The sequence below is a fragment of the Kitasatospora sp. NPDC002040 genome (genome assembly GCF_040296785.1).
GTDB lineage: Bacteria > Actinomycetota > Actinomycetes > Streptomycetales > Streptomycetaceae > Kitasatospora.
In genome coordinates this window covers 99,944-120,038 of record NZ_JBEOXV010000005.1, presented here as the reverse complement: position 1 = coordinate 120,038, position 20,095 = coordinate 99,944, and the positions used below count along the sequence as shown (strand labels likewise).

At 68.7% G+C, this 20,095-nt stretch carries 6 protein-coding genes; 3 read left to right on the top strand and 3 right to left on the bottom strand.

Going from position 1 to position 20,095, the window contains the following annotated elements:
* Positions 1–23 precede the first annotated feature (23 nt).
* The 3 genes from ABT118_RS15730 (at position 24) to ABT118_RS15720 (ending at position 3,356) form a co-directional block, all read left to right on the top strand.
* Complete coding sequence (locus tag ABT118_RS15730; protein WP_350668850.1) at positions 24–1,724, top strand: urease subunit alpha; 1,701 nt, start codon at positions 24–26, stop codon at positions 1,722–1,724.
* Between the two features lie 61 nt (positions 1,725–1,785).
* The gene (locus tag ABT118_RS15725; protein ID WP_350668849.1) at positions 1,786–2,826 is read left to right on the top strand and encodes an agmatine deiminase family protein; all 1,041 of its coding nucleotides are present in this window, start codon (positions 1,786–1,788) and stop codon (positions 2,824–2,826) included.
* Positions 2,827–3,098: 272 nt separating this feature from the next.
* Entirely contained in the window at positions 3,099–3,356 is a 258-nt protein-coding gene (locus tag ABT118_RS15720; protein WP_350668847.1) for a hypothetical protein, read from the top strand.
* 83 nt (positions 3,357–3,439) lie between these two features.
* Here the strand turns inward: ABT118_RS15720 and ABT118_RS15715 are convergent, their stop codons facing one another.
* The 3 genes from ABT118_RS15715 to ABT118_RS15705 form a co-directional block, all read right to left on the bottom strand.
* Positions 3,440–4,324, bottom strand: coding sequence for a spherulation-specific family 4 protein (locus ABT118_RS15715; RefSeq protein ID WP_350668846.1), 885 nt, complete (start codon positions 4,322–4,324; stop codon positions 3,440–3,442).
* Positions 4,325–4,460: 136 nt separating this feature from the next.
* Positions 4,461–5,039, bottom strand: a complete 579-nt coding sequence (locus ABT118_RS15710) for a hypothetical protein (protein ID WP_350668845.1) — start codon at positions 5,037–5,039, stop codon at positions 4,461–4,463.
* 229 nt (positions 5,040–5,268) lie between these two features.
* The gene (locus ABT118_RS15705) at positions 5,269–20,004 is read right to left on the bottom strand and encodes an isopeptide-forming domain-containing fimbrial protein (protein WP_350668844.1); all 14,736 of its coding nucleotides are present in this window, start codon (positions 20,002–20,004) and stop codon (positions 5,269–5,271) included.
* Positions 20,005–20,095 lie beyond the last annotated feature (91 nt).

Below are 20,095 nucleotides of genomic sequence, written 5' to 3'. Positions count from 1 at the left end.
CGCCACTCCCGTGAGGTCGCAGCATGAGCGCCATCACCCCCCACGACTACGTCTCCGTCCACGGCCCCCGGGCCGGTGACCGGATCAGGCTCGGCGACTCCGGCCTGATCGTCCGGGTCGAGTCCGACTCGCAGCAGCACGGCGAGGAGTTCCTGGCGGGATTCGGCAAGACCGCGCGCGACGGCCTGCACCTCAAGGCGGCCGCCGTGCGCGACACCTGCGACATCGTGATCAGCAACGTGCTGGTGATCGACGCCGTGCTGGGCATCCGGAAGACCTCGATCGGCCTGATCGACGGGCGGATCGCCGCCATCGGCCGGGCCGGCAACCCCGACACCCTGGACGGCGTGGACGTGGTGGTCGGGACCGGCACCACGATCGTGTCGGGCGAGGGCATGATCGCCACGGCGGGGGCGATCGACACCCACGTCCACCTGCTCTCGCCCCGGATCATGGAGGCCTCGCTCGCCTCCGGCGTGACCACGATCATCGGCCAGGAGTTCGGCCCGGTCTGGGGCGTCGGGGTGAACTCCCCCTGGGCGCTGCGGCACGCGTTCAACGCGTTCGACGCCTGGCCGGTCAACATCGGCTTCCTGGGCCGGGGTTCGTCCTCCGACCCGGCACCGCTGATCGAGGCGCTGGCCGAGGGCGGCGCGTCCGGCTTCAAGGTGCACGAGGACATGGGCGCCCACACCCGCGCCCTGGACACCGCGCTGCGGGTCGCCGAGGAGCACGACGTCCAGGTCGCGCTGCACACCGACGGCCTGAACGAGTGCCTCTCGGTCGAGGACACCCTGCGGGTCCTGGACGGCCGCACCATTCACGCCTTCCACATCGAGGGCTGCGGCGGCGGGCACGTCCCCAACGTCCTGAAGCTGGCCGGCGTCGAGAACGTGATCGGCTCCTCCACCAACCCCACTCTCCCGTTCGGGCGCGACGCCCTCGGCGAGCACTTCGGCATGATCGTCTCCGCCCACGACCTCAAGGTCGACCTGCCCGGCGACGCCGCGATGGCCCGCGACCGGATCCGGGCCGGCACCATGGGCGCCGAGGACGTCCTGCACGACCTCGGCGTCATCGGCATCACCTCCTCCGACGCCCAGGGCATGGGCCGGGCCGGTGAGACCGTCCGCCGCACCTTCGCCCTGGCCGGCAAGATGAAAGCCGAACTCGGCCCGCTGGACGGCGGGTTCGGCACCACCGAGAGCGGCGACGACAACGAGCGGGTGCTGCGCTACATCGCCAAACTCACCATAAACCCCGCCATCGCCCACGGCCTCGCCCACGAGGTCGGCTCGATCGAGGTCGGCAAACTCGCCGACATCGTGCTCTGGCGCCCCGACCACTTCGGCGCCAAACCGCAGCTGGTCCTCAAGGGCGGCTTCCCCGCCTACGGCGTCACCGGAGACCCGAACGCCTCCACCGACCGCTGCGAACCCCTGGTCCTCGGGCCCCAGTTCGGCTCCCACGGCGCCACCGCGGCCGACATCTCGGTCGCCTTCGTGGCCCGGGCCGCCGTCGACAACGGCGACCGGTTGCCCACCCGCAGGCGCCGCGTCGCCGTCCGCGGCACCCGGGGCATCGGCCCGCGCGACCTGGTCCGCAACGCCCGGACCGGCACCGTCCAGGTCGAGTCCGACACCGGGCTGGTCTCGCTGGACGGAGCCCCGATCCGCTCCGAGCCCGCCGACTCGGTATCGCTCAGCCGCCTGTACTTCCTCTGAACCTCCTCCGAACCCCCTCCGACCGCCCAGCCCCCACCACTCCCTTTAGGACTGCACCCTCATGACCAACACCCCCGCCTCGCTCGGTTTCCGGATGCCCGCCGAGTGGCACCCGCACGAGCGCACCTGGATGGCGTTCCCCACCGAGAACCAGACCTTCGAAACCCCCGAGCAGCTGCACGCCGCGCGGGAGGCCTGGGCCCGGGTGGCCAACACCATCGTCCGGTACGAGCCGGTCACGCTGGTGGTCAACACCGGCGAGCTGGACGCCGCCAAGCGCTACGTCTCGGCCGAGGTCGAGCTGGTCGAGCGGCCGCTGGACGACGCCTGGATGCGGGACATCGGCCCCACCTTCCTGATCAACGACGCGGGTGAACTCGCCGCCGCCGACTGGGTGTTCAACGGCTGGGGCGCCCAGTCCTGGGCCAGCTGGGAGCGGGACCAGCACATCGCCGAGGAGATCACCGGCCTCACCGGCGTGCAGCGCTTCGCCTCCGAGCTGATCAACGAGGGCGGCGGCATCCACGTCGACGGCGAGGGCACCGTCCTGGTCACCGAGACCGTCCAGCTCGGCGAGGGCCGCAACTTCGACTGGACCAAGGAAGCCGTCGAGGCGGAGCTGCACGCCAAGCTCGGCACCACCAAGGCGATCTGGCTGCCGCGCGGACTCACCCGCGACTACGACGAGTTCGGCACCCGGGGCCACATCGACATCGTCGCCTCCTTCGTCCGCCCCGGCGTGGTCGTCGCCCACGTCCAGCCCGACCCGGCCCACCCCGACCACGAGGTCTGCAAGGAGCTGGTCGCCATCCTGCGCGCCTCCACCGACGCGCAGGGCCGCACGCTCGAGGTGATCGAACTCCCCGCCCCCACCGTCCTCACCGACGACGACGGCGAGCCGGTCGACTACTCCTACATCAACCACTACGTCGCCAACGGCGCCGTCATCCTCTGCGCCTTCGACGACCCGCGCGACCAGACCGCCGCCGACGTCCTCGCCGAGGCCTACCCCGGCCGCAAGGTCGAACTCGTCGACGCCCGCGAGATCTTCGCCAACGGCGGCGGCATCCACTGCATCACCCAGCAGCAGCCGATGGCCTGACGCTCCTCCCGGTCAGAGCACTGAGCTGCACGTGGGGGTCGGGTCGCCCAGCACCTGGGAACACCCGGGCGACCCGTCCCCGACCACTGCGACGGCGCCACCTCGAAGCGCACCGGGTCGAGTCCCCCGGATCGCGCAGACGGATGTCATCCGATGCCGCCCCGAGGCAGAATGATCACATGGCGACTTGAAGAGCACCGGACGGACGGAAAGCCTGGCGCAAGTGGAGCAGTGGCTGGTCCGTCCGCGACGGTGACCGCTGGATCTGCGTGGTGTGCCACGAGCCCCTCCGCTCCTACCAGTACCGTTTCCATCCGCCCGAGTCCTCCGCCTTCGAGCGGTGCATCGGGTTCGCCTGGTGCTCGGGGTGCCGGATCTACTCGGGCACCATGGTCCACGTCCCCCGCAGGCGCATCCTGGTCGACGCCCTCGCCCCGCTGCCCGCCGACGACCGCGAGCAGCTGCTCCGTAAGGAAACCGCCCTGCTCGACTGGCTGGACCGCCACGGCATCGGCTGCTGCGGCTCGTGATCACCCCGGCGACATCTACGCCGCCCTGCCGGCGCGGCGGGACACCCCGGGCCGGGGTGTCCCACCGCACCGTTCGGTGACGGTCAGCCGATAGTGGCGGCGTATGTCGTCTCCGGGGTGAAGCCCCAACTCGGGGCGGCGTCCCAGGGGTTGGCCAGTACGTCGTCGGTGGCGTAGGCGTAGCCCGCGCCTCGGGTGAAGGCGGTGTCGAGGGTGGTCTTCATCTGCGGGACGCCGGGGACGCCGTAGACCAGGTGCCAGAAGGCGGTGCCGCTCGGGTCGAAGGTCGCGCCCGAGTAGTAGCCGGCGGTGAGGTTGAAGACGTTGCCGCCGAGCCAGCCCGCGCCGGTGTAGTTGGCGTAGGTGCCCTCGTAGGTGACGAAGGTGTCGGCGGTGCGGTGGCCGGGCTCCAGGTAGCAGTCGGCGATGGCGGTGCCCGGGTTGTCGACCACCAGCTCCTGGACGGCCGGGTCGATCGCGTCGATGGTGGTCTGCACGTACTGACGCAGCGCCAGGTAGTAGTCGCGGGAGCTGTTCCCGGGGCCGCAGTCGCGGCTGACCACGTCGAAGAAGATGCCGTCGACGTGCAGCTTGCCGTCGGTGGTCTTCAGGTAGTTGTCGACGGAGGCCTTCACGTCGGCGATCGGCCGGTTGGCGTTGTTGGTGTGGACGTAGCCGAGCACCTTCGTCTTCGCCCCGGTCGCCGCGGTCCCGCCGCGCAGGGTGTCGGCCTGCGCCTGCCAGACGGTGTTGAACGGGGTGTCCCCGTTCCCCGGGTTGAGCACCACCACGGACGCGGCGGGCGAGGCCGCCTGGAGCCCGGTGAGCATCGGGTCGCCCGGCCAGACGTAGGCCGGAACGGCGATCTCCAGCCCCCGGCTGTCGGCCGATGCCCCCGAGGCCCCGGTCGTCAGAGCCAGCACCGAAGTGAGCGCAAGGGCCAGCAGGCCCTTGGTGTACGTACGCATGAAACCCCCAGTCGCCAGCGGTGATCATCACCGCTCGGACCGGATGCTACCCGCACCTCCCGACGGCCATGGAAACATCTGACGACCCGCCAGGAACCCCGTCCGCCTGCTCGCGACGGCTCGGGAACGGCCGCCGTCAGTCGGCCTCGGCCATCTGCTTCCCCGCTCGGCGCCGACGACGCGCCCGCACCACGTACAGCACCCCGGCCAGAGCGATCACCGCCACCCCGGCCGCCACGGCCATCGGCCAGGCGCGCCGCGATTCGTCCTCCTGCACCCAGGCGAGGCGGCTGGAGGCGCACCCGGCCAGCGGCTTGCCCGCTTCGGTGCGCACGCAGGCAGTGGTCACCAGCTTGTCCGCGTGAGGGGAGTTCCGGGCGACACCGGCGGTCAGGGTGAGGGTGACGTCGCGGCGGGGCGGCAGGTCGGCCGTCCAGGTCACCTCGGTGGCGCCGAGCTGTCCCCCTTGCCCGGCGGTACGGGGTTCGAGCGCGGGGGGCAGCATCTGGGAGATCTCCGCGCCCGCGATGGGCAGGTCACCGTCGTTGCGGACCCGGACGGTGTAGGTGAGGGTGCCGCCCGCCCGGGCCTCGGCGCGGCCCGCGTCGATCGACACCGCCACCACCGCCGGTGGCGGCGCCGGGGCTTCGGCGTGCGCATCGGCCGTGGCGACGACGGGGCAGCACCAGACGGCCGTCGGTACCGCTGCGGTCATGAGCGCGGTCCGCCACCATGCGTTCGAACTGGCCATCGTCTCGACCTCCAGGAGCGTGTGCCGCACGGGTCGCGCGGCGCCCTTGCCGCAACTGTGCTGCGCCCGGGACGGGTTGCGTGCCACCTCGCCGCCGCGTCCCGGGCCGATCATCCGATCGGGGCATCGCGGTGCCGCCGCTTGGCGGCACCAGTGGACTGCCCGCACGGTTTCCGGTCAGGCCGCCCGGCGGTCACGCCGAGCCGTGCCGCCCGCGTCCTCCTCGTCCGCCGCCACGTCGTCCCGTGAGCCCGAGGCAGGCGAACCCGACCACCAGCAGCAGCGTTCCGATCGCAGCCGCGAGGCTCACGGCGACGCCGGTGTCCGGGAGGGGCTTGGGCTTGGGGGTGGGCCTGGGCGTCGGCCTGGCCTGGCCGGTGTGGAGCGGGCCACCGTCCGGGCCGTTGGTGCCGGGCTTGTTGCTGTTGTTGGTCCGGTCCGGGTCGGGGGTGTCAGAGGCGGCGGTGGCGATGTTGTCGACGTCCCTGCCGTTGCCCGCGTACGCGGGGTCGAGCCTGACCAGGATGCGGTGGACCGCCTTCTCCCCCGGCGCCAGCCGGGCGGTCGGCCCGCAGCTGACGGTCCGTCCGTTCGCCGTACAGCCGTCCGGCGAGGAGACGAAGGCGAGGGCGGCAGGCAGCGGGTCGGTGACCGTGGCGTTCACCGCGCTGGACGGTCCCTGGTTGGTGGTCGTGAGGGTGTAGGTGAACGTGTCACCGGGGTCGACCTGGCCCTTGCCGGCCGGGTAGGCCGCGGACTTGGTCAGCGCCAGGTCGGCGGCGGCCGCTCCGATCCGCAGCGTCCAGGTGTCCTCGTCGTTGTCGGGCAGTCGGTCGGCCGGGTCGCTGACCCGCACCTTGCCCGTGAACGTCTGGCCGCCCACGGCGTCCGGGGACACCCGCAGGGCGAACCCGGTGTCCACGTAACCGTCCTGCGCGGCCCGGTTCCCGCTGCGGGGTTCGGGCAGGAGGCCGACCGGCAGCTTGCAGGTCGCCCGCTGCGGGTTGTCCGCGGTGCAGTGACCGGGCAGCGCCTCGGCGAAGGAGAGCTGTCCGGGCAGGGTCACCACGAAGGTGGCCTCGCCGTGGTGGGTCGACGGCCCGTGGTTCCTGATCCGGCCGGTCAGGTTCACCGTTTCGCCGGGGAGGACGGTGTCCTTGGACAGCAGCGCCAGCGCCGCCAGGTCGCGCTTGTGCGGAGCGGGCTTGCCACCGTCCGGCAGCGGGGCGGTGTCCTTGTCGTTGGCGGGGTTGGGGTCGGTGCCGTCGGCGTGGACCACGGCGCGGTTGACGATGTCGCTGCCGTCGCCCGCGTAGGACGGGTCCAGCCGGGTGGTGAGCACATAGGTGAACTTCTCACCGACCTTCAGGCGCCCCTTGGCCGGGCAGGTGACCGCTCGCTTCGTGGCGTCCACGGTGCAGCCGGCCGGCTGCGAGGAGACGTAGGTCAGCTGGGCCGGCAGGTCGTCGGTCAGCACCACGTTGTAACTGTCGGACGAGGGACCGTTGTTGGTCACCGTGACCGTGTAGTCCACGGTCTCCCCGGGAGCGACCGCCGTGCCGCTGGACGACTTGTCGATCGAGAGGTCGGCCTCACCGCGGCGGGGCTTGCCGCCGGGCAGCCCCGCGGCGGCCGAGGAGTTGTTCGACAGGTCCGGGTCGGTGGTGGCGGCCGAGACCTTGGCGATGTTGCCGATGTCCGAGCCGTTGCCCTCGTAGTCCTGGTCGAGCCGGACGGTGAAGGTGAACGTCTTCACCCCCTTCGCCGCCAGCACCGCCAGGGCCGGGCACGTCACGTCCTGACCGCTCGCGGTGCACCCGTCGACCGAGGACACGAACGCCAGCGGCGCCGGGAGCGCGTCGGTGGTCTTCACCTCAGACGCCTGGGCGGGCCCGCTGTTGGTGACCGTGATCGTGTAGTCGAACGTCTCGCCCGGCGCGACCGTGGTGGTCCCGACCGGCTTCTTGGTGACGGCGACATCGGCCCTGGCCGGGTTGGGCGGGTTCGGGCCGGGGCCCGGACCGGGCAGGGTGCCGGTCGCAGCGTCCGAGGTGTTGTTGGTCAGGTCCGGGTCGGGGCTGTCGGTGGCCACCTTGGCCTGGTTGCGGACGTCCGTGCCGTCACCGGTGTAGGCCGGGTCGAGCTGGACGGTGACGGTGTACGTCTTCGAGGCCTTCGCCGCCAGCGTGGCCAGCTTGGGGCAGGACACGTTCTGACCGGACGCGGTGCAACTGTCGCTCGCCGAAACGAACTTCAGCGCGGCGGGCAGGGCATCGGTCACCACGAGGCCCTTGGCATCCGACGGCCCGTTGTTCGTCACCGTGATGGTGTAGTCGAAGGACTCACCCGGCGCGACCGAGGTGGTCGACGCAGGCTTCTTGGTGACGGCGACATCGGCCTTCACCGGCGCCGGCGGATTCGGGCCAGGGCCCGGACCGGGCAGGCCGCCGGTCGCAGCGTCCGAGGTGTTGTTGGTCAGGTCCGGGTCGGGGCTGTCCGTGGCCACCTTCGCCTGGTTCTTCACATCCGTACCGTCGCCCGCATACGCCGGGTCGAGCTGGACGGTGATGGTGTACGTCTTCGAGGCCTTCGCCGCCAACGTGCCCAGCTTCGGGCAGCTCACGTTCTGACCGGACGCGGTGCAACCATCGCTCGCCGAAACGAACTTCAGCATCGCCGGCAGGGCATCCGTGACCACGAGGCCCTTGGCATCCGACGGCCCGTTGTTCGTCACCGTGACCGTGTAGTCGAACGTCTCACCGGCTGCGACCGGAGTGGCCGAAGCCGCCTTCTTCACGATCGCGACATCGGCCTTCACCGGGGAGGGCGGGAACGGGTTCGGACCGGGCAGCGTGCCCGTGGAGCCGTCGGAGATGTTGTTCGCCGGGTCCGGGTCAGCGGTGTCGGTGACGACCTTGGCCTGGTTCCGTACGTCCGTACCGTCACCGGTGTAGGCCGGGTCGAGCTGGACGGTGATCGTGTACGTCTTCGATGCCTTCGCCGCCAACGTCGCCAGCTTCGGGCAGCTCACTTCCTGGCCGGACGCGGTGCAACTGTCGCTCGCCGAAACGAACTTCAGCGCGGCGGGCAGGGCATCGGCCACCACCAGGCCCTTGGCATCCGAGGGACCGTTGTTGGTGACGGTCACGGTGTAGTCGAAGGACTCGCCGGGTGCGACCGGAGTGGCCGAGGCGGGCTTCTTCGTGATCGCGACGTCGGCCTTCACCGGCGCCGGCGGGTTCGGGCCAGGGCCCGGACCCGGCAGACCGCCGGTCGACGCGTCCGAGGTGTTGTTGGCCAGGTCCGGGTCAGCGCTGTCCGTGGCCGCCTTCGCCTGGTTCTTCACGTCACTGCCGTCACCGGAGTAGGCCGGGTCGAGCTGAACGGTGATGGTGTACGTCTTCGAGGCCTTCGCCGCCAACGTACCCAGCTTCGGGCAACTCACGTCCTGACCGGACGCGGTGCAACCATCAGTCGCCGAAACGAACTTCAGCACGGCCGGCAGCGCATCGGTCACCACCAGGCCCGAAGCCTGCGACGGACCATTGTTCGTCACCGTCACGGTGTAGTCGAAGGTCTCACCAGGCGCGACCAGCGTGGCCGACGCCGCCTTCTTCACGATCACGACATCAGCCCTTACCGGCGCCGGCGGATTCGGGCCGGGGCCCGGACCCGGCAGACCACCGGTCGACGCGTCCGAGGTGTTGTTGGTCAGATCCGGGTCAGCGGTATCCGTGGCCACCTTGGCCTGGTTCCGCACATCACTGCCATCACCCGCATACGCCGGGTCCAGCTGCACCTTGATCGTGAGGCCCTTCGAGGCCTTCACTCCCAACGTGGCCAGCTTCGGGCAGCTGACGTCCTGGCCTGAAGCAGTACAGCCGTCAGGCGACGAGACAAAGATCAAGGCGACGGGCAGGGCGTCCGTGACCGCCAGACCCTTGGCTTCCGAGGGACCGTTGTTCGTCACCGTGATCGTGTAGTCGAAGGTCTCACCCGGCGCGACCGGAGTGGCCGACGCCGCCTTCTTCACGATCGCCACGTCGGCCCGCACCGGGTTGGGCGGGTTCGGGCCAGGGCCCGGACCGGGCAGACCGCCGGTCGACGCGTCGGAGGTGTTGTTGGTCAGGTCGGGGTCAGCGGTATCCGTGGCCACCTTGGCCTGGTTCCGCACATCACTGCCATCACCGGTGTAGGCCGGGTCGAGCTGCACCTTGATCGTGAAGGTCTTGGAGGCCTTCGCCGCCAACGTCGCGAGCTTGGGGCAGGTCACGTTCTGGCCGGTCGCGGTGCAACCATCGCTCGCCGAAACGAACTTCAACACTGCCGGCAGAGCGTCAGTGACCATGAGGCCCTTGGCTTCCGACGGTCCGTTGTTCGTCACGGTGATGGTGTAGTCGAAGGACTCACCGGCGGCCACAGGCGTGACCGAGGCGGGCTTCTTCGTGATCGCGACGTCGGCCTTCACCGGCGCCGGCGGATTCGGCCCCGGGCCCGGACCGGGCAGACCACCCGTCGACGCATCGGACGTGTTGTTGGTCAGGTCGGAGTCAGCGGAATCCGTGGCCACCTTGGCCTGGTTGCGAACGTCCGAACCGTCACCGGTGTAGGCCGGGTCGAGCTGGACGGTGACGGTATACGTCTTGGAGGCCTTCGCCGCCAAGGTGCCCAGCTTCGGGCAGCTCACGTTCTGACCGGACGCGGTGCAACCATCGCTCGCCGAAACGAACTTCAGCACGGCCGGCAGAGCGTCAGTGACCACCAGGCCCTTCGCGTCCGAGGGACCGTTGTTGGTGACGGTCACGGTGTAGTCGAAGGACTCACCAGCAGCGACCAGCGTGGCCGACGCCGCCTTCTTCACGATCACGACATCAGCCTTCACCGGCGCCGGCGGATTCGGACCAGGGCCCGGACCCGGCAGACCACCGGTCGCAGCGTCCGAAGTGTTGTTGGTCAGATCCGGATCAGCGGAATCCGTGGCCACCTTCGCCTGGTTCCGCACATCACTGCCATCACCCGCATACGCCGGGTCCAGTTGCACGCTGATCGTGTAAGTCTTCGAGGCCTTCGCCGCCAGCACGGCCAGCTTCGGGCAGCTCACGTCCTGACCGACAGCAGTACAAGCATCGCTCGCCGAAACAAACTTCAACATCGTCGGCAACGCATCGGTCACCACCAGGCCTGAAGCCTGCGACGGCCCGTTGTTCGTCACCGTGACCGTGTAGTCGAACGTCTCACCAGGCGCCACCAGCGTGGCCGAGGCCGCCTTCTTCGTGATCGCCACATCCGCCTTCACCGGAGCCGGCGGATTCGGACCAGGCCCCGGACCAGGCAGACCACCAGTCGCAGTATCCGACGTGTTGTTGGTCAGATCCGGATCAGCGCTGTCGGTGGCAACCTTCGCCTGGTTCTTTACATCCTTGCCATCACCGGCATACGCCGGGTCCAGTTGGACGGTGATCGTGTACGCCTTGGACGCCTTCGCCGCCAACGTCGCCAGCTTCGGGCAACTCACGTCCTGCCCAGCTGCAGTACAACTGTCGCTTGCCGAAACGAACTTCAACATCGCTGGCAGAGCGTCAGTGACCACAAGTCCTGAAGCCTGCGACGGCCCGTTGTTCGTCACGGTCACCGTGTAGTCGAACGTCTCACCAGGCGCGACCAGCGTGGCCGCCGCCGCCTTCTTGGTGATCGCAACGTCGGCCTTCACCGAGGCAGGCGGATTCGGGCCAGGGCCCGGACCGGGCAGACCACCCGTCGACGCATCCGACGTGTTGTTCGCCAAATCAGGGTCAGCCGTGTCGGTCTTGACCTTCGCCTGATTCTTCACGTCCGTACCGTCACCACTGTAGGCCGGGTCGAGCTGCACCTTGATCGTGAAGGTCTTGGATGCCTTCGCCGCCAACGTCGCCAGCTTGGGGCAGCTCACGTCCTGCCCAGTCGCGGTGCAACTATCAGTTGCCGAAACAAACTTCAACATCGCGGGCAACGCGTCAGTGACCACGAGACCCTTGGCCTCCGACGGCCCGTTGTTCGTCACGGTGATGGTGTAGTCGAAGGACTCACCGGCGGCCACAGACGTGGTCGACACCGCCTTCTTCGCAATCGCGACGTCGGCCTTCACCGGCGCCGGCGGATTCGGACCAGGGCCCGGACCCGGCAGACCACCAGTCGACGCATCCGACGTGTTGTTCGCCAAATCAGGGTCAGCGCTGTCGGTCGCGACCTTCGCCTGATTCTTCACATCCGAACCGTCACCGGAGTAGGCCGGGTCGAGCTGGACGGTGATGGTGTACGTCTTCGACGCCTTCGCCGCCAGCACGGCCAACTTCGGGCAGCTCACATTCTGTCCCGTCGCGGTGCAACTGTCGCTCGCCGAAACAAACTTCAGCATCGCGGGCAGCGCATCGGTCACGACCAAGCCCGAAGCCTGCGACGGGCCACTGTTCGTCACCGTCACCGTGTAGTCGAACGTCTCACCGGCTGCGACCGGCGTGGCTGAAGCCGCCTTCTTCGTGATCGCGGCATCCGCCTTCACCGGAGCCGGCGGATTCGGGCCGGGCCCCGGACCAGGCAGACCACCCGTCGACGCATCCGACGTGTTGTTGGTCAGGTCCGGATCAGCACTGTCGGTCTTGACCTTCGCCTGGTTCCGCACATCACTGCCATCGCCGGAGTAGGCCGGGTCGAGCTGGACGGTGATGGTGTACGTCTTCGAGGCCTTCGCCGCCAACGTACCCAGCTTCGGGCAGCTCACGTCCTGACCGACAGCGGTGCAACCATCAGTCGCCGAAACGAACTTCACCATCGCGGGCAGGGCATCGGTCACGACCAGGCCCGAGGCCTGCGACGGGCCATTGTTCGTCACCGTGACCGTGTAGTCGAAGGTCTCGCCAGGCGCGACCAGCGTGGTCGACGCCGCCTTCTTCGTGATCGCCACATCCGCCTTCACCGGAGCAGGCGGATTCGGGCCCGGACCCGGACCAGGCAGACCACCCGTCGCGGCATCCGACGTGTTGTTGGTCAGATCCGGATCAGCAGTGTCGGTCTTGACCTTCGCCTGGTTCTTCACATCACTGCCATCACCCGCATACGCCGGATCGAGCTGGACGGTGATGGTGTACGTCTTCGAGGCCTTCGCCGCCAACGTCGCCAGCTTCGGGCAGCTCACGTCCTGCCCAGTCGCGGTGCAACTATCAGTTGCCGAAACGAACTTCAGCATCGCGGGCAACGCGTCAGTGACCACGACACCCTTGGCTTCCGAAGGCCCGTTGTTCGTCACGGTGATGGTGTAGTCGAAGGACTCACCGGCGGCCACAGCCGTGGTCGACGCTGCCTTCTTCACGATCGCGACGTCGGCCTTCACCGGCGCCGGCGGATTCGGACCAGGGCCCGGACCCGGCAGACCGCCCGTCGAGGCGTCCGACGTGTTGTTGGTCAGATCCGGATCAGCGCTGTCGGTCGCAACCTTCGCCTGGTTTCGCACGTCGCTGCCGTCACCCGCATACGCCGGGTCCAGCTGCACGCTGATCGTGTAAGTCTTCGAGGCCTTGGCCGCCAACACGGCCAGCTTCGGGCAGCTCACGTTCTGACCGGCAGCGGTGCAACTGTCGCTCGCCGAAACGAACTTCAACATCGTCGGCAGAGCGTCAGTAACCACCAGGCCCTTCGCATCCGACGGCCCGTTGTTGGTCACGGTGATGGTGTAATCGAAGGACTCACCGGCGGCCACGGACGTGGTCGACACCGCCTTCTTCACGATCACCACGTCGGCCTTCACCGGCGCCGGCGGATTCGGACCAGGCCCCGGACCAGGCAGACCACCAGTCGACGCATCCGACGTGTTGTTCGACAGATCGGAGTCAGCGCTGTCGGTCGCGACCTTCGCCTGGTTCTTCACATCCGAACCGTCACCGCTGTACGCCGGATCGAGCTGGACGGTGATGGTGTACGTCTTCGAGGCCTTGGCCGCCAACATGGCCAGCTTCGGGCAGCTCACGTTCTGACCCGTCGCGGTGCAACTGTCGCTCGCCGAGACAAACTTCAGCATCGCGGGCAACGCATCGGTCACCACCAGACCCGAAGCCTGCGACGGACCATTGTTCGTCACGGTCACCGTGTAGTCGAACGTCTCACCAGGCGCCACCAACGTGGCCGACGCCGCCTTCTTCGCGATCGCCACATCCGCCTTCACCGGAGCAGGCGGATTCGGACCAGGCCCCGGACCAGGCAGACCACCCGTCGACGCATCCGACGTGTTGTTCGCCAGGTCAGGATCGGCACTGTCCGCGGCGACCTTCGCCTGGTTCTTCACATCCTTGCCATCACCGGCATACGCCGGGTCCAGTTGGACGGTGATGGTGTACGTCTTTGAGGCCTTCGCCGCCAGCACGGCCAACTTCGGGCAGCTCACGTTCTGCCCCGTCGCAGTGCAACCATCGCTCGCCGAAACAAACTTCAACATCGTCGGCAACGCATCGGTCACCACCAGACCCGAAGCCTGCGACGGACCATTGTTGGTGACGGTCACCGTGTAGTCGAACGTCTCACCAGGCGCGACCAGCGTGGCCGACGCCGCCTTCTTGGCGATCGCCACATCCGCCTTCACCGGAGCAGGCGGATTCGGACCAGGCCCCGGACCAGGCAGACCACCCGTCGACGCATCCGACGTGTTGTTCGAGGGATCCGGATCGGCACTGTCCGTTGCGACCTTCGCCTGGTTCTTCACGTCCGTACCGTCACCGCTGTACGCCGGATCGAGCTGCACCTTGATCGTGAAGGCCTTGGACGCCTTCGCCGCCAGCGTCGCCAACTTCGGGCAAGTCACGTTCTGCCCGACGGCAGTACAACCCTCAGGCGATGAAACGAACTTCAACACCGCTGGCAACGCATCGGTCACCACCAGGCCCGAAGCCTGCGACGGACCATTGTTGGTGACGGTCACCGTGTAGTCGAACGTCTCACCAGGCGCGACCAGCGTGGCCGACGCCGCCTTCTTGGCGATCGCCACATCGGCCTTCACCGGCGCCGGCGGATTCGGACCAGGCCCCGGACCAGGCAGACCACCCGTCGACGCATCCGACGTGTTGTTCGCCAAATCAGGGTCAGCCGTGTCGGTCTTGACCTTCGCCTGGTTCTTCACATCCGAACCGTCACCGCTGTACGCCGGGTCCAGCTGCACCTTGATCGTGAAGACCTTGGACGCCTTCGCCGCCAACGTCGCCAACTTCGGGCAAGTCACGTCCTGCCCGACAGCAGTACAACTGTCGCTCGCTGAAACGAACTTCAGCGCTGCCGGCAGGGCATCGGTCACCACCAGGCCCTTCGCCTCCGACGGCCCGGTGTTCGTCGCCGTCACCGTGTAGTCGAACGTCTCGCCGGGGGCGACCAGCGTGGCCGACACTGCCTTCTTGGTGATCGCGACATCGGCCTTCACCGGCGCCGGCGGGTTCGGGCCAGGGCCCGGACCGGGGAGGGTGCCCGTGGACGCGTCCGAGGTGTTGTTGGTCAGGTCAGGGTCGGCACTGTCCGTCGCGGCCTTCGCCTGATTGCGGACATCCGTACCGTCACCGGAGTAGGCCGGGTCCAGCTGCACCTTGATCGTGAAGGTCTTCGACGCCTTCGCCGCCAACGTCGCGAGCTTGGGGCAGGTCACGTTCTGGCCGGTTGCGGTGCAACTGTCGCTCGCCGAAACGAACTTCAGCACTGCCGGCAGGGCGTCGGTGACCACGAGACCGTTCGCGTCCGAGGGCCCGTTGTTGGTGACGGTCACGGTGTAGTCGAACGTCTCCCCCGGGGCCACCGACGTGGCGAGAGCCGGCCTCTTCGCGACCGCGACATCGGCCTTCACCGGCGCGGGCGGGTTCGGGCCAGGACCCGGACCGGGCAGACCCCCGGTCGCAGCGTCCGAGGTGTTGTTCGACGGGTTCGGATCGGCGCTGTCCGTGGCGACCTTGGCCTGGTTCTTCACGTCACTGCCGTCACCCGCATACGCCGGGTCCAGCTGCACCTTGATCGTGAAGGTCTTCGAGGCCTTGGCCGCCAACGTCGCCAGCTTCGGGCAGCTCACATTCTGATTGGCAGCAGTACAACCATCCGGCGACGAAACGAACTTCACCATCGCGGGCAAGGCATCGGTCACGACCAGGCCCGAAGCCTGCGACGGACCGTTGTTCGTCACGGTCACCGTGTAGTCGAATGTCTCGCCAGGCGCGACCAGCGTGGTCGACGCCGCCTTCTTGGTGATCGCCACATCGGCCTTCACCGGCGCCGGCGGATTCGGACCAGGCCCCGGACCAGGCAGCCCACCCGTCGCAGCGTCCGAAGTGTTGTTGGCCGGGTCAGGGTCGGCGCTGTCGGTCGCGACCTTCGCCTGGTTCTTCACGCTACTGCCGTCACCCGCATACGCCGGGTCCAACTGCACGCTGATCGTGTAAGTCTTCGAGGCCTTGGCCGCCAACGTGGCCAACTTCGGGCAGCTCACGTTCTGACCGGACGCGGTGCAACTGTCGCTCGCAGCGACGAACTTCAACATCGTCGGCAGCGCATCGGTCACCACCAGGCCCGAAGCCTGCGACGGACCGTTGTTCGTCACCGTGACCGTGTAGTCGAACGTCTCGCCAGGCGCGACCAGCGCGGTCGCCGCCGCCTTCTTGGTGATCGAGACATCCGCCTTCACCGGCGCTGGCGGGTTCGGACCGGGCCCCGGACCCGGCAGACCACCAGTCGCAGCGTCCGACGTGTTGTTGGTCAGATCCGGATCGGCCGTGTCCGTGGCCACCTTCGCCTGGTTACGAATGTCCGAACCGTCACCGGTGTACGCCGGATCGAGCTGCACCTTGATCGTGAAGGTCTTTGAAGCCTTGGCCGCCAACGTGGCCAGCTTCGGGCAGCTCACGTTCTGACCGGACGCGGTGCAACTGTCGCTCGCCGAAACGAACTTCAGCACCGCCGGCAGAGCGTCAGTGACCACCAGCCCCTTCGCATCCGACGGCCCGTTGTTCGTCACCGTGACCGTGTAGTCGAAGGACTCACCCGGCGCGACCAGCGTGGCCGACGTCGCCTTCTTCGTGATCGCCACATCGGCCTTCACCGGAGCAGGCGGATTCGGGCCCGGACCCGGACCAGGCAGACCACCGGTCGACGCATCAGACGTGTTGTTCGCCGCGTTCGGGTCGGCCGTGTTCGACTTCACCGACGCCTGGTTCCTGATGTCCGAACCGTCGCCCGAGTAGGCCGGGTCCAACTGCACCGTGATCTTGACGGTCTTCGTCGCACCGGCGTTCAGCGTCGCGAGCGGAGTGCAGGTCACCACCTGCCCCGAAGCAGTGCAACCCGCGTCCGAGGAGAGGAACTTCAACGCGACCGGCAGCGTGTCCGTGACCACCACGTTCGTCGCCTGGGACGGGCCGGCGTTCACCACCACGAGGTCGTACACGAGGGTCCCGCCGGGTACGACGGCCGTGGTGCCCTCGGCCTTCTTCGTGATCGACAGGTCAGCCGATCCCGTGGCCGCGGTCGTCACCGAGAAGTCGGCCAGGTTGTTCGTCGCGAGCTGGTCCTCGCCGTTCACCACTGCGGCGCTGCCGCCGGAGAGCACGGTGCCGAGGGGCGCGTCCGGATCGACCACCACCGAGATGGGGAACGAGGCCGTGGCGCTCTTCCTGAACCCGGGCGGGATGTCGCACGTCACGGACTTCCTGTCCGCCGCCACCGTGCACCCGGAGGGCTGCGTCGCAGCGGCCGTCGTGCGACCCGGCAGGGTGAAGGTCACCGTCGACACCGACGTGGTGTCCGACGGCCCCAGGTTCGTCACCGTGCCGGTCACGGTGCCCGCCGTGCCCGGGGTCACCGCGGCGGCCGGCGAAGTGACCGTGATCGCCAGGTCGTTCGACGCCCTGGCCGTCGTCGACAGCGCCACGGCGGCCGTGTTGTTCGCCGTGTTCGGGTCGTCCACGAGGGCCACCACCGCCGAGCCGCCCGTGAGCGCGGTCGCGACCGGGGCGTTCGAGTCGACGACCAACGGGATCGCGAGGACGGCCTTGGCGTCCTTGACCAGGCCCGCCGCGACGGTGCAGGTGACCGACCTGCTGTCAGCAGCCGCCGTGCAGCCGGACGGGAGCGGTGCACCGAGCGTGGTGCGCTGCGGCAGCGTGAAGGTGACGGTCGCCGCGGAGCCCGTCGTCGACGGTCCGTTGTTGGTCACGGTCAGCGTCGCCGTGGAGGTGCCGCCGGGCGCCACCGGGTTCGGGGCGGTGGCCGCGGTCATCACCAGGTCGCTGGAGCGCGCCGAGACCCTGGCGCTCGGGCAGGTGGACGGGTTGGCGGCGTCCGTGCACAGCACGTTCTCGTTGGTGGTGTCCGAGGTCACCACCGTCACGGCGTTGAGGAAGTCGCCTTCCTGATTGGCCTTCACCGTGATCTTCAGCGTCGCGGTGGCGTCCTTGGCCAGTGCTCCGACCGTCCACTTGCCCGTGGTCTTGTCGTACTTGCCCGCCGAGTCGTCCGACACCCAGGCGAGACCGGCCGGGAGCTGGTCGGTGAGCACGACGTTGGCCGCCGCGTTCGGGCCGTCGTTCTTCACCGTGACGGTGAACACCGCCTGACCGCCGATCAGCACCGCCGACTTGTCCACGGTCTTGGTCACCGTCAGGCCGGCCAGCGGAGCGATCAGCACCGGCGCCACCTTCGACAGGGCGGTGATTCCGTCGCCGGTGAAGTCGTTGGTGGCGATGCCCCCTGTCGCCGTACTCTTCACCTTCGCCTGGAAGGTGAAGGTGTACGACGCACCGGCGTTCAGCGTGGTGAACGCGCCCCAGCCCACCTTGGAGCCGGTCAACGCCGGTTCCTCCAGGTCCGTGCCCTCGGTCGAGTCGGCGACGTAGTCCAACCGACTGTCCAGCGTGTCGGTGAAACCGAAGGTGGTCACCGGATAGGTGTTCGGGTTGGTGAACTTCACCGTGTAGGTGACGGTGTCGCCCGGCTTCGCCCTGCTCGGCGACACCGTCTTCACCGCCGGCATCGGCTTCGCGTCCGCCGGGCGGAAGTAGGTGGCGAAGCTGAAGGTCTTCGTCTCGCCCTTCGCCAGCGAGTACGGCCACGAGATGGCCATGCCGCTGTCCACGTTGGACGTGCAGTCGCAGGTGTTCGGCAGTGCCTGGCCGCCCTGGATCCGGCTCTTGACCGTGCCGAAGTGCCCCTCCAAGTAGGAGCTTCCGGGGGTGAGCGGCACGAACATCATCGCCTGCCCGGTCCCGTCGGAGTTCTTCACGCAGGCGATGCCGTTACCCATCCCCGGTGCCCTCGGCAGCACCGCGCCGTAACTCAAGTCGGCACCCTGGAGGTAGCAGTCGCCACCCCGGTACAGGTTGCCGGACTGCGCCGTGGCACCGTAGTTGGTGACCGTGATGTCAACCCGGAACCCGTTCTCACCGTTGACGTACGACTCCTTCTGGGACAGGCGCAGCACGTCGCCGGCCGTGACGTCCGTCGTCATCGTGAACGGGTCGGCCGACGTGCCCGTGCCTGTGGTCGGCGTCTGATTGACGGGTTTGGTGTACGGGCCGCTCGACGCGTACGCCGAACCGCCGTAGACACTGCTCCCCACACTGATGCCGGTGCCACAGCTGTCGGGGCCGTAGAACTGCTTGGTGTCCCGGTAGTTCGTCTGGCAGCCGCCGTACTGCGAGGACTGGATCAGCGTCACCGGGTTGCCCGTGATGGTGCCGGTGCTGACCACGGTGACACCGACGCTGCTGGTGAGGGCCTGTGTCCCGGTCGCCGTCTGGGTCGCGGTGTACGTCACCTTGGTACTGCTCGTGCTCTGGCTGGAGGCGATGATCACCCAGGTGCCGTCAGCCGCGACGGTCGCCGAGCCGACGCTCGACGAGCTGCGCGTGAGCGTCACCGTGGCCCCCGGCATCCCGGTCCCGGTGAACTCGGTGGTGGTCCCGATCCTGTCGTTCTCCTCCGGCGACGTGATCGTCACGGCCGGGATCTTCCACTCGACCACGACCGCGCCCGCGACCTTCGGGGCGCCATACTTGTCGGCGTCGTAGAACGGGTCGGTCGACCCACCGGCGATCTGCCCCGAGCCTGCGGCGGTGGTGCCGCCCGGGACCCTCGTGGTGTCCACGAAGCCACTGCCACCACCACCGCCACCACCACCGCTCTGGGCCGCGAGGCTGCCGTCGCCGCCCGCGCCGCCGGCGTAGCCGGAGCCCCCGCCGCCGCCGGCGTTGCTGGAGTAGATGCCCCCGTCCGTTCCGCCCGCACCGCCGGCCCCGAGCGGGCCGGCGGCCCCCGCCTTGCCCGAGAGGACACCGACGTTGCCCGCCGCGCCTCCGACGGCACCGGCCGCAGCAGCACCGCCCTTGGCGCCGCCCGCGCCGTCGCCACCGGTCACACCGTTCGTGCCGCCACCCGCCCCGCCGTCGCCCGCCACGAGTCCGGTGCCCCCCCGGCCGCCGCCGCCACCACCGCCGGCGACCAGCAACAGCGCCCCGGCCGCGTCCTTGACCCAGGCCGCACCGCCGCCGCCGCCCGCGTTGTAGACACCGCCGCCCCCAGCGGGCACGTTGATCGAGTACGACGACGCCAACGGTGCCGACACGGTCCCCAAGGTGTAGCCACCCGCACCACCCCATCCGGAGGTGGCACCAAGGCCGTTGCCGCCGCCGCTACCCCACAGGTGGAACCGCACCGCGGTCGCCCCGACCGGCGGTGTGAAGGTCTGCGTGGAACCGGTGCTCCGGAACACCTGGCACTGGTTGTAGCCCGGCGTCTTCGCCACGCAGGCACCTGCCGCGGCACGCGCCTGGGGCACGGCGTGATCCGCCGGGGCCAGGGCGACGGACGAGAACGGGGACACGGCCATGGCCAGAACACAGGCCACGATCACCGCGATCAGACGCTTGGCACTGCCGACCATGGAGTTCCCGTTCTATCTCAATCAAGGCATACGGTGCTTTTTGTATATAAAGGCCTTGTTTGAGACAACTACGGCTTGACACTCCATCACA

Coding starts and splice junctions, on each gene's coding strand:
- ABT118_RS15730 (WP_350668850.1), top strand. CDS start 24: ATGAGCGCCATCACCCCCCACGACTACGTCTCCGTCCACGGCCCCCGG.
- ABT118_RS15725 (WP_350668849.1), top strand. CDS start 1,786: ATGACCAACACCCCCGCCTCGCTCGGTTTCCGGATGCCCGCCGAGTGG.
- ABT118_RS15715 (WP_350668846.1), bottom strand. CDS start 4,324: ATGCGTACGTACACCAAGGGCCTGCTGGCCCTTGCGCTCACTTCGGTG.
- ABT118_RS15710 (WP_350668845.1), bottom strand. CDS start 5,039: ATGACCGCAGCGGTACCGACGGCCGTCTGGTGCTGCCCCGTCGTCGCC.
- ABT118_RS15705 (WP_350668844.1), bottom strand. CDS start 20,004: ATGGTCGGCAGTGCCAAGCGTCTGATCGCGGTGATCGTGGCCTGTGTT.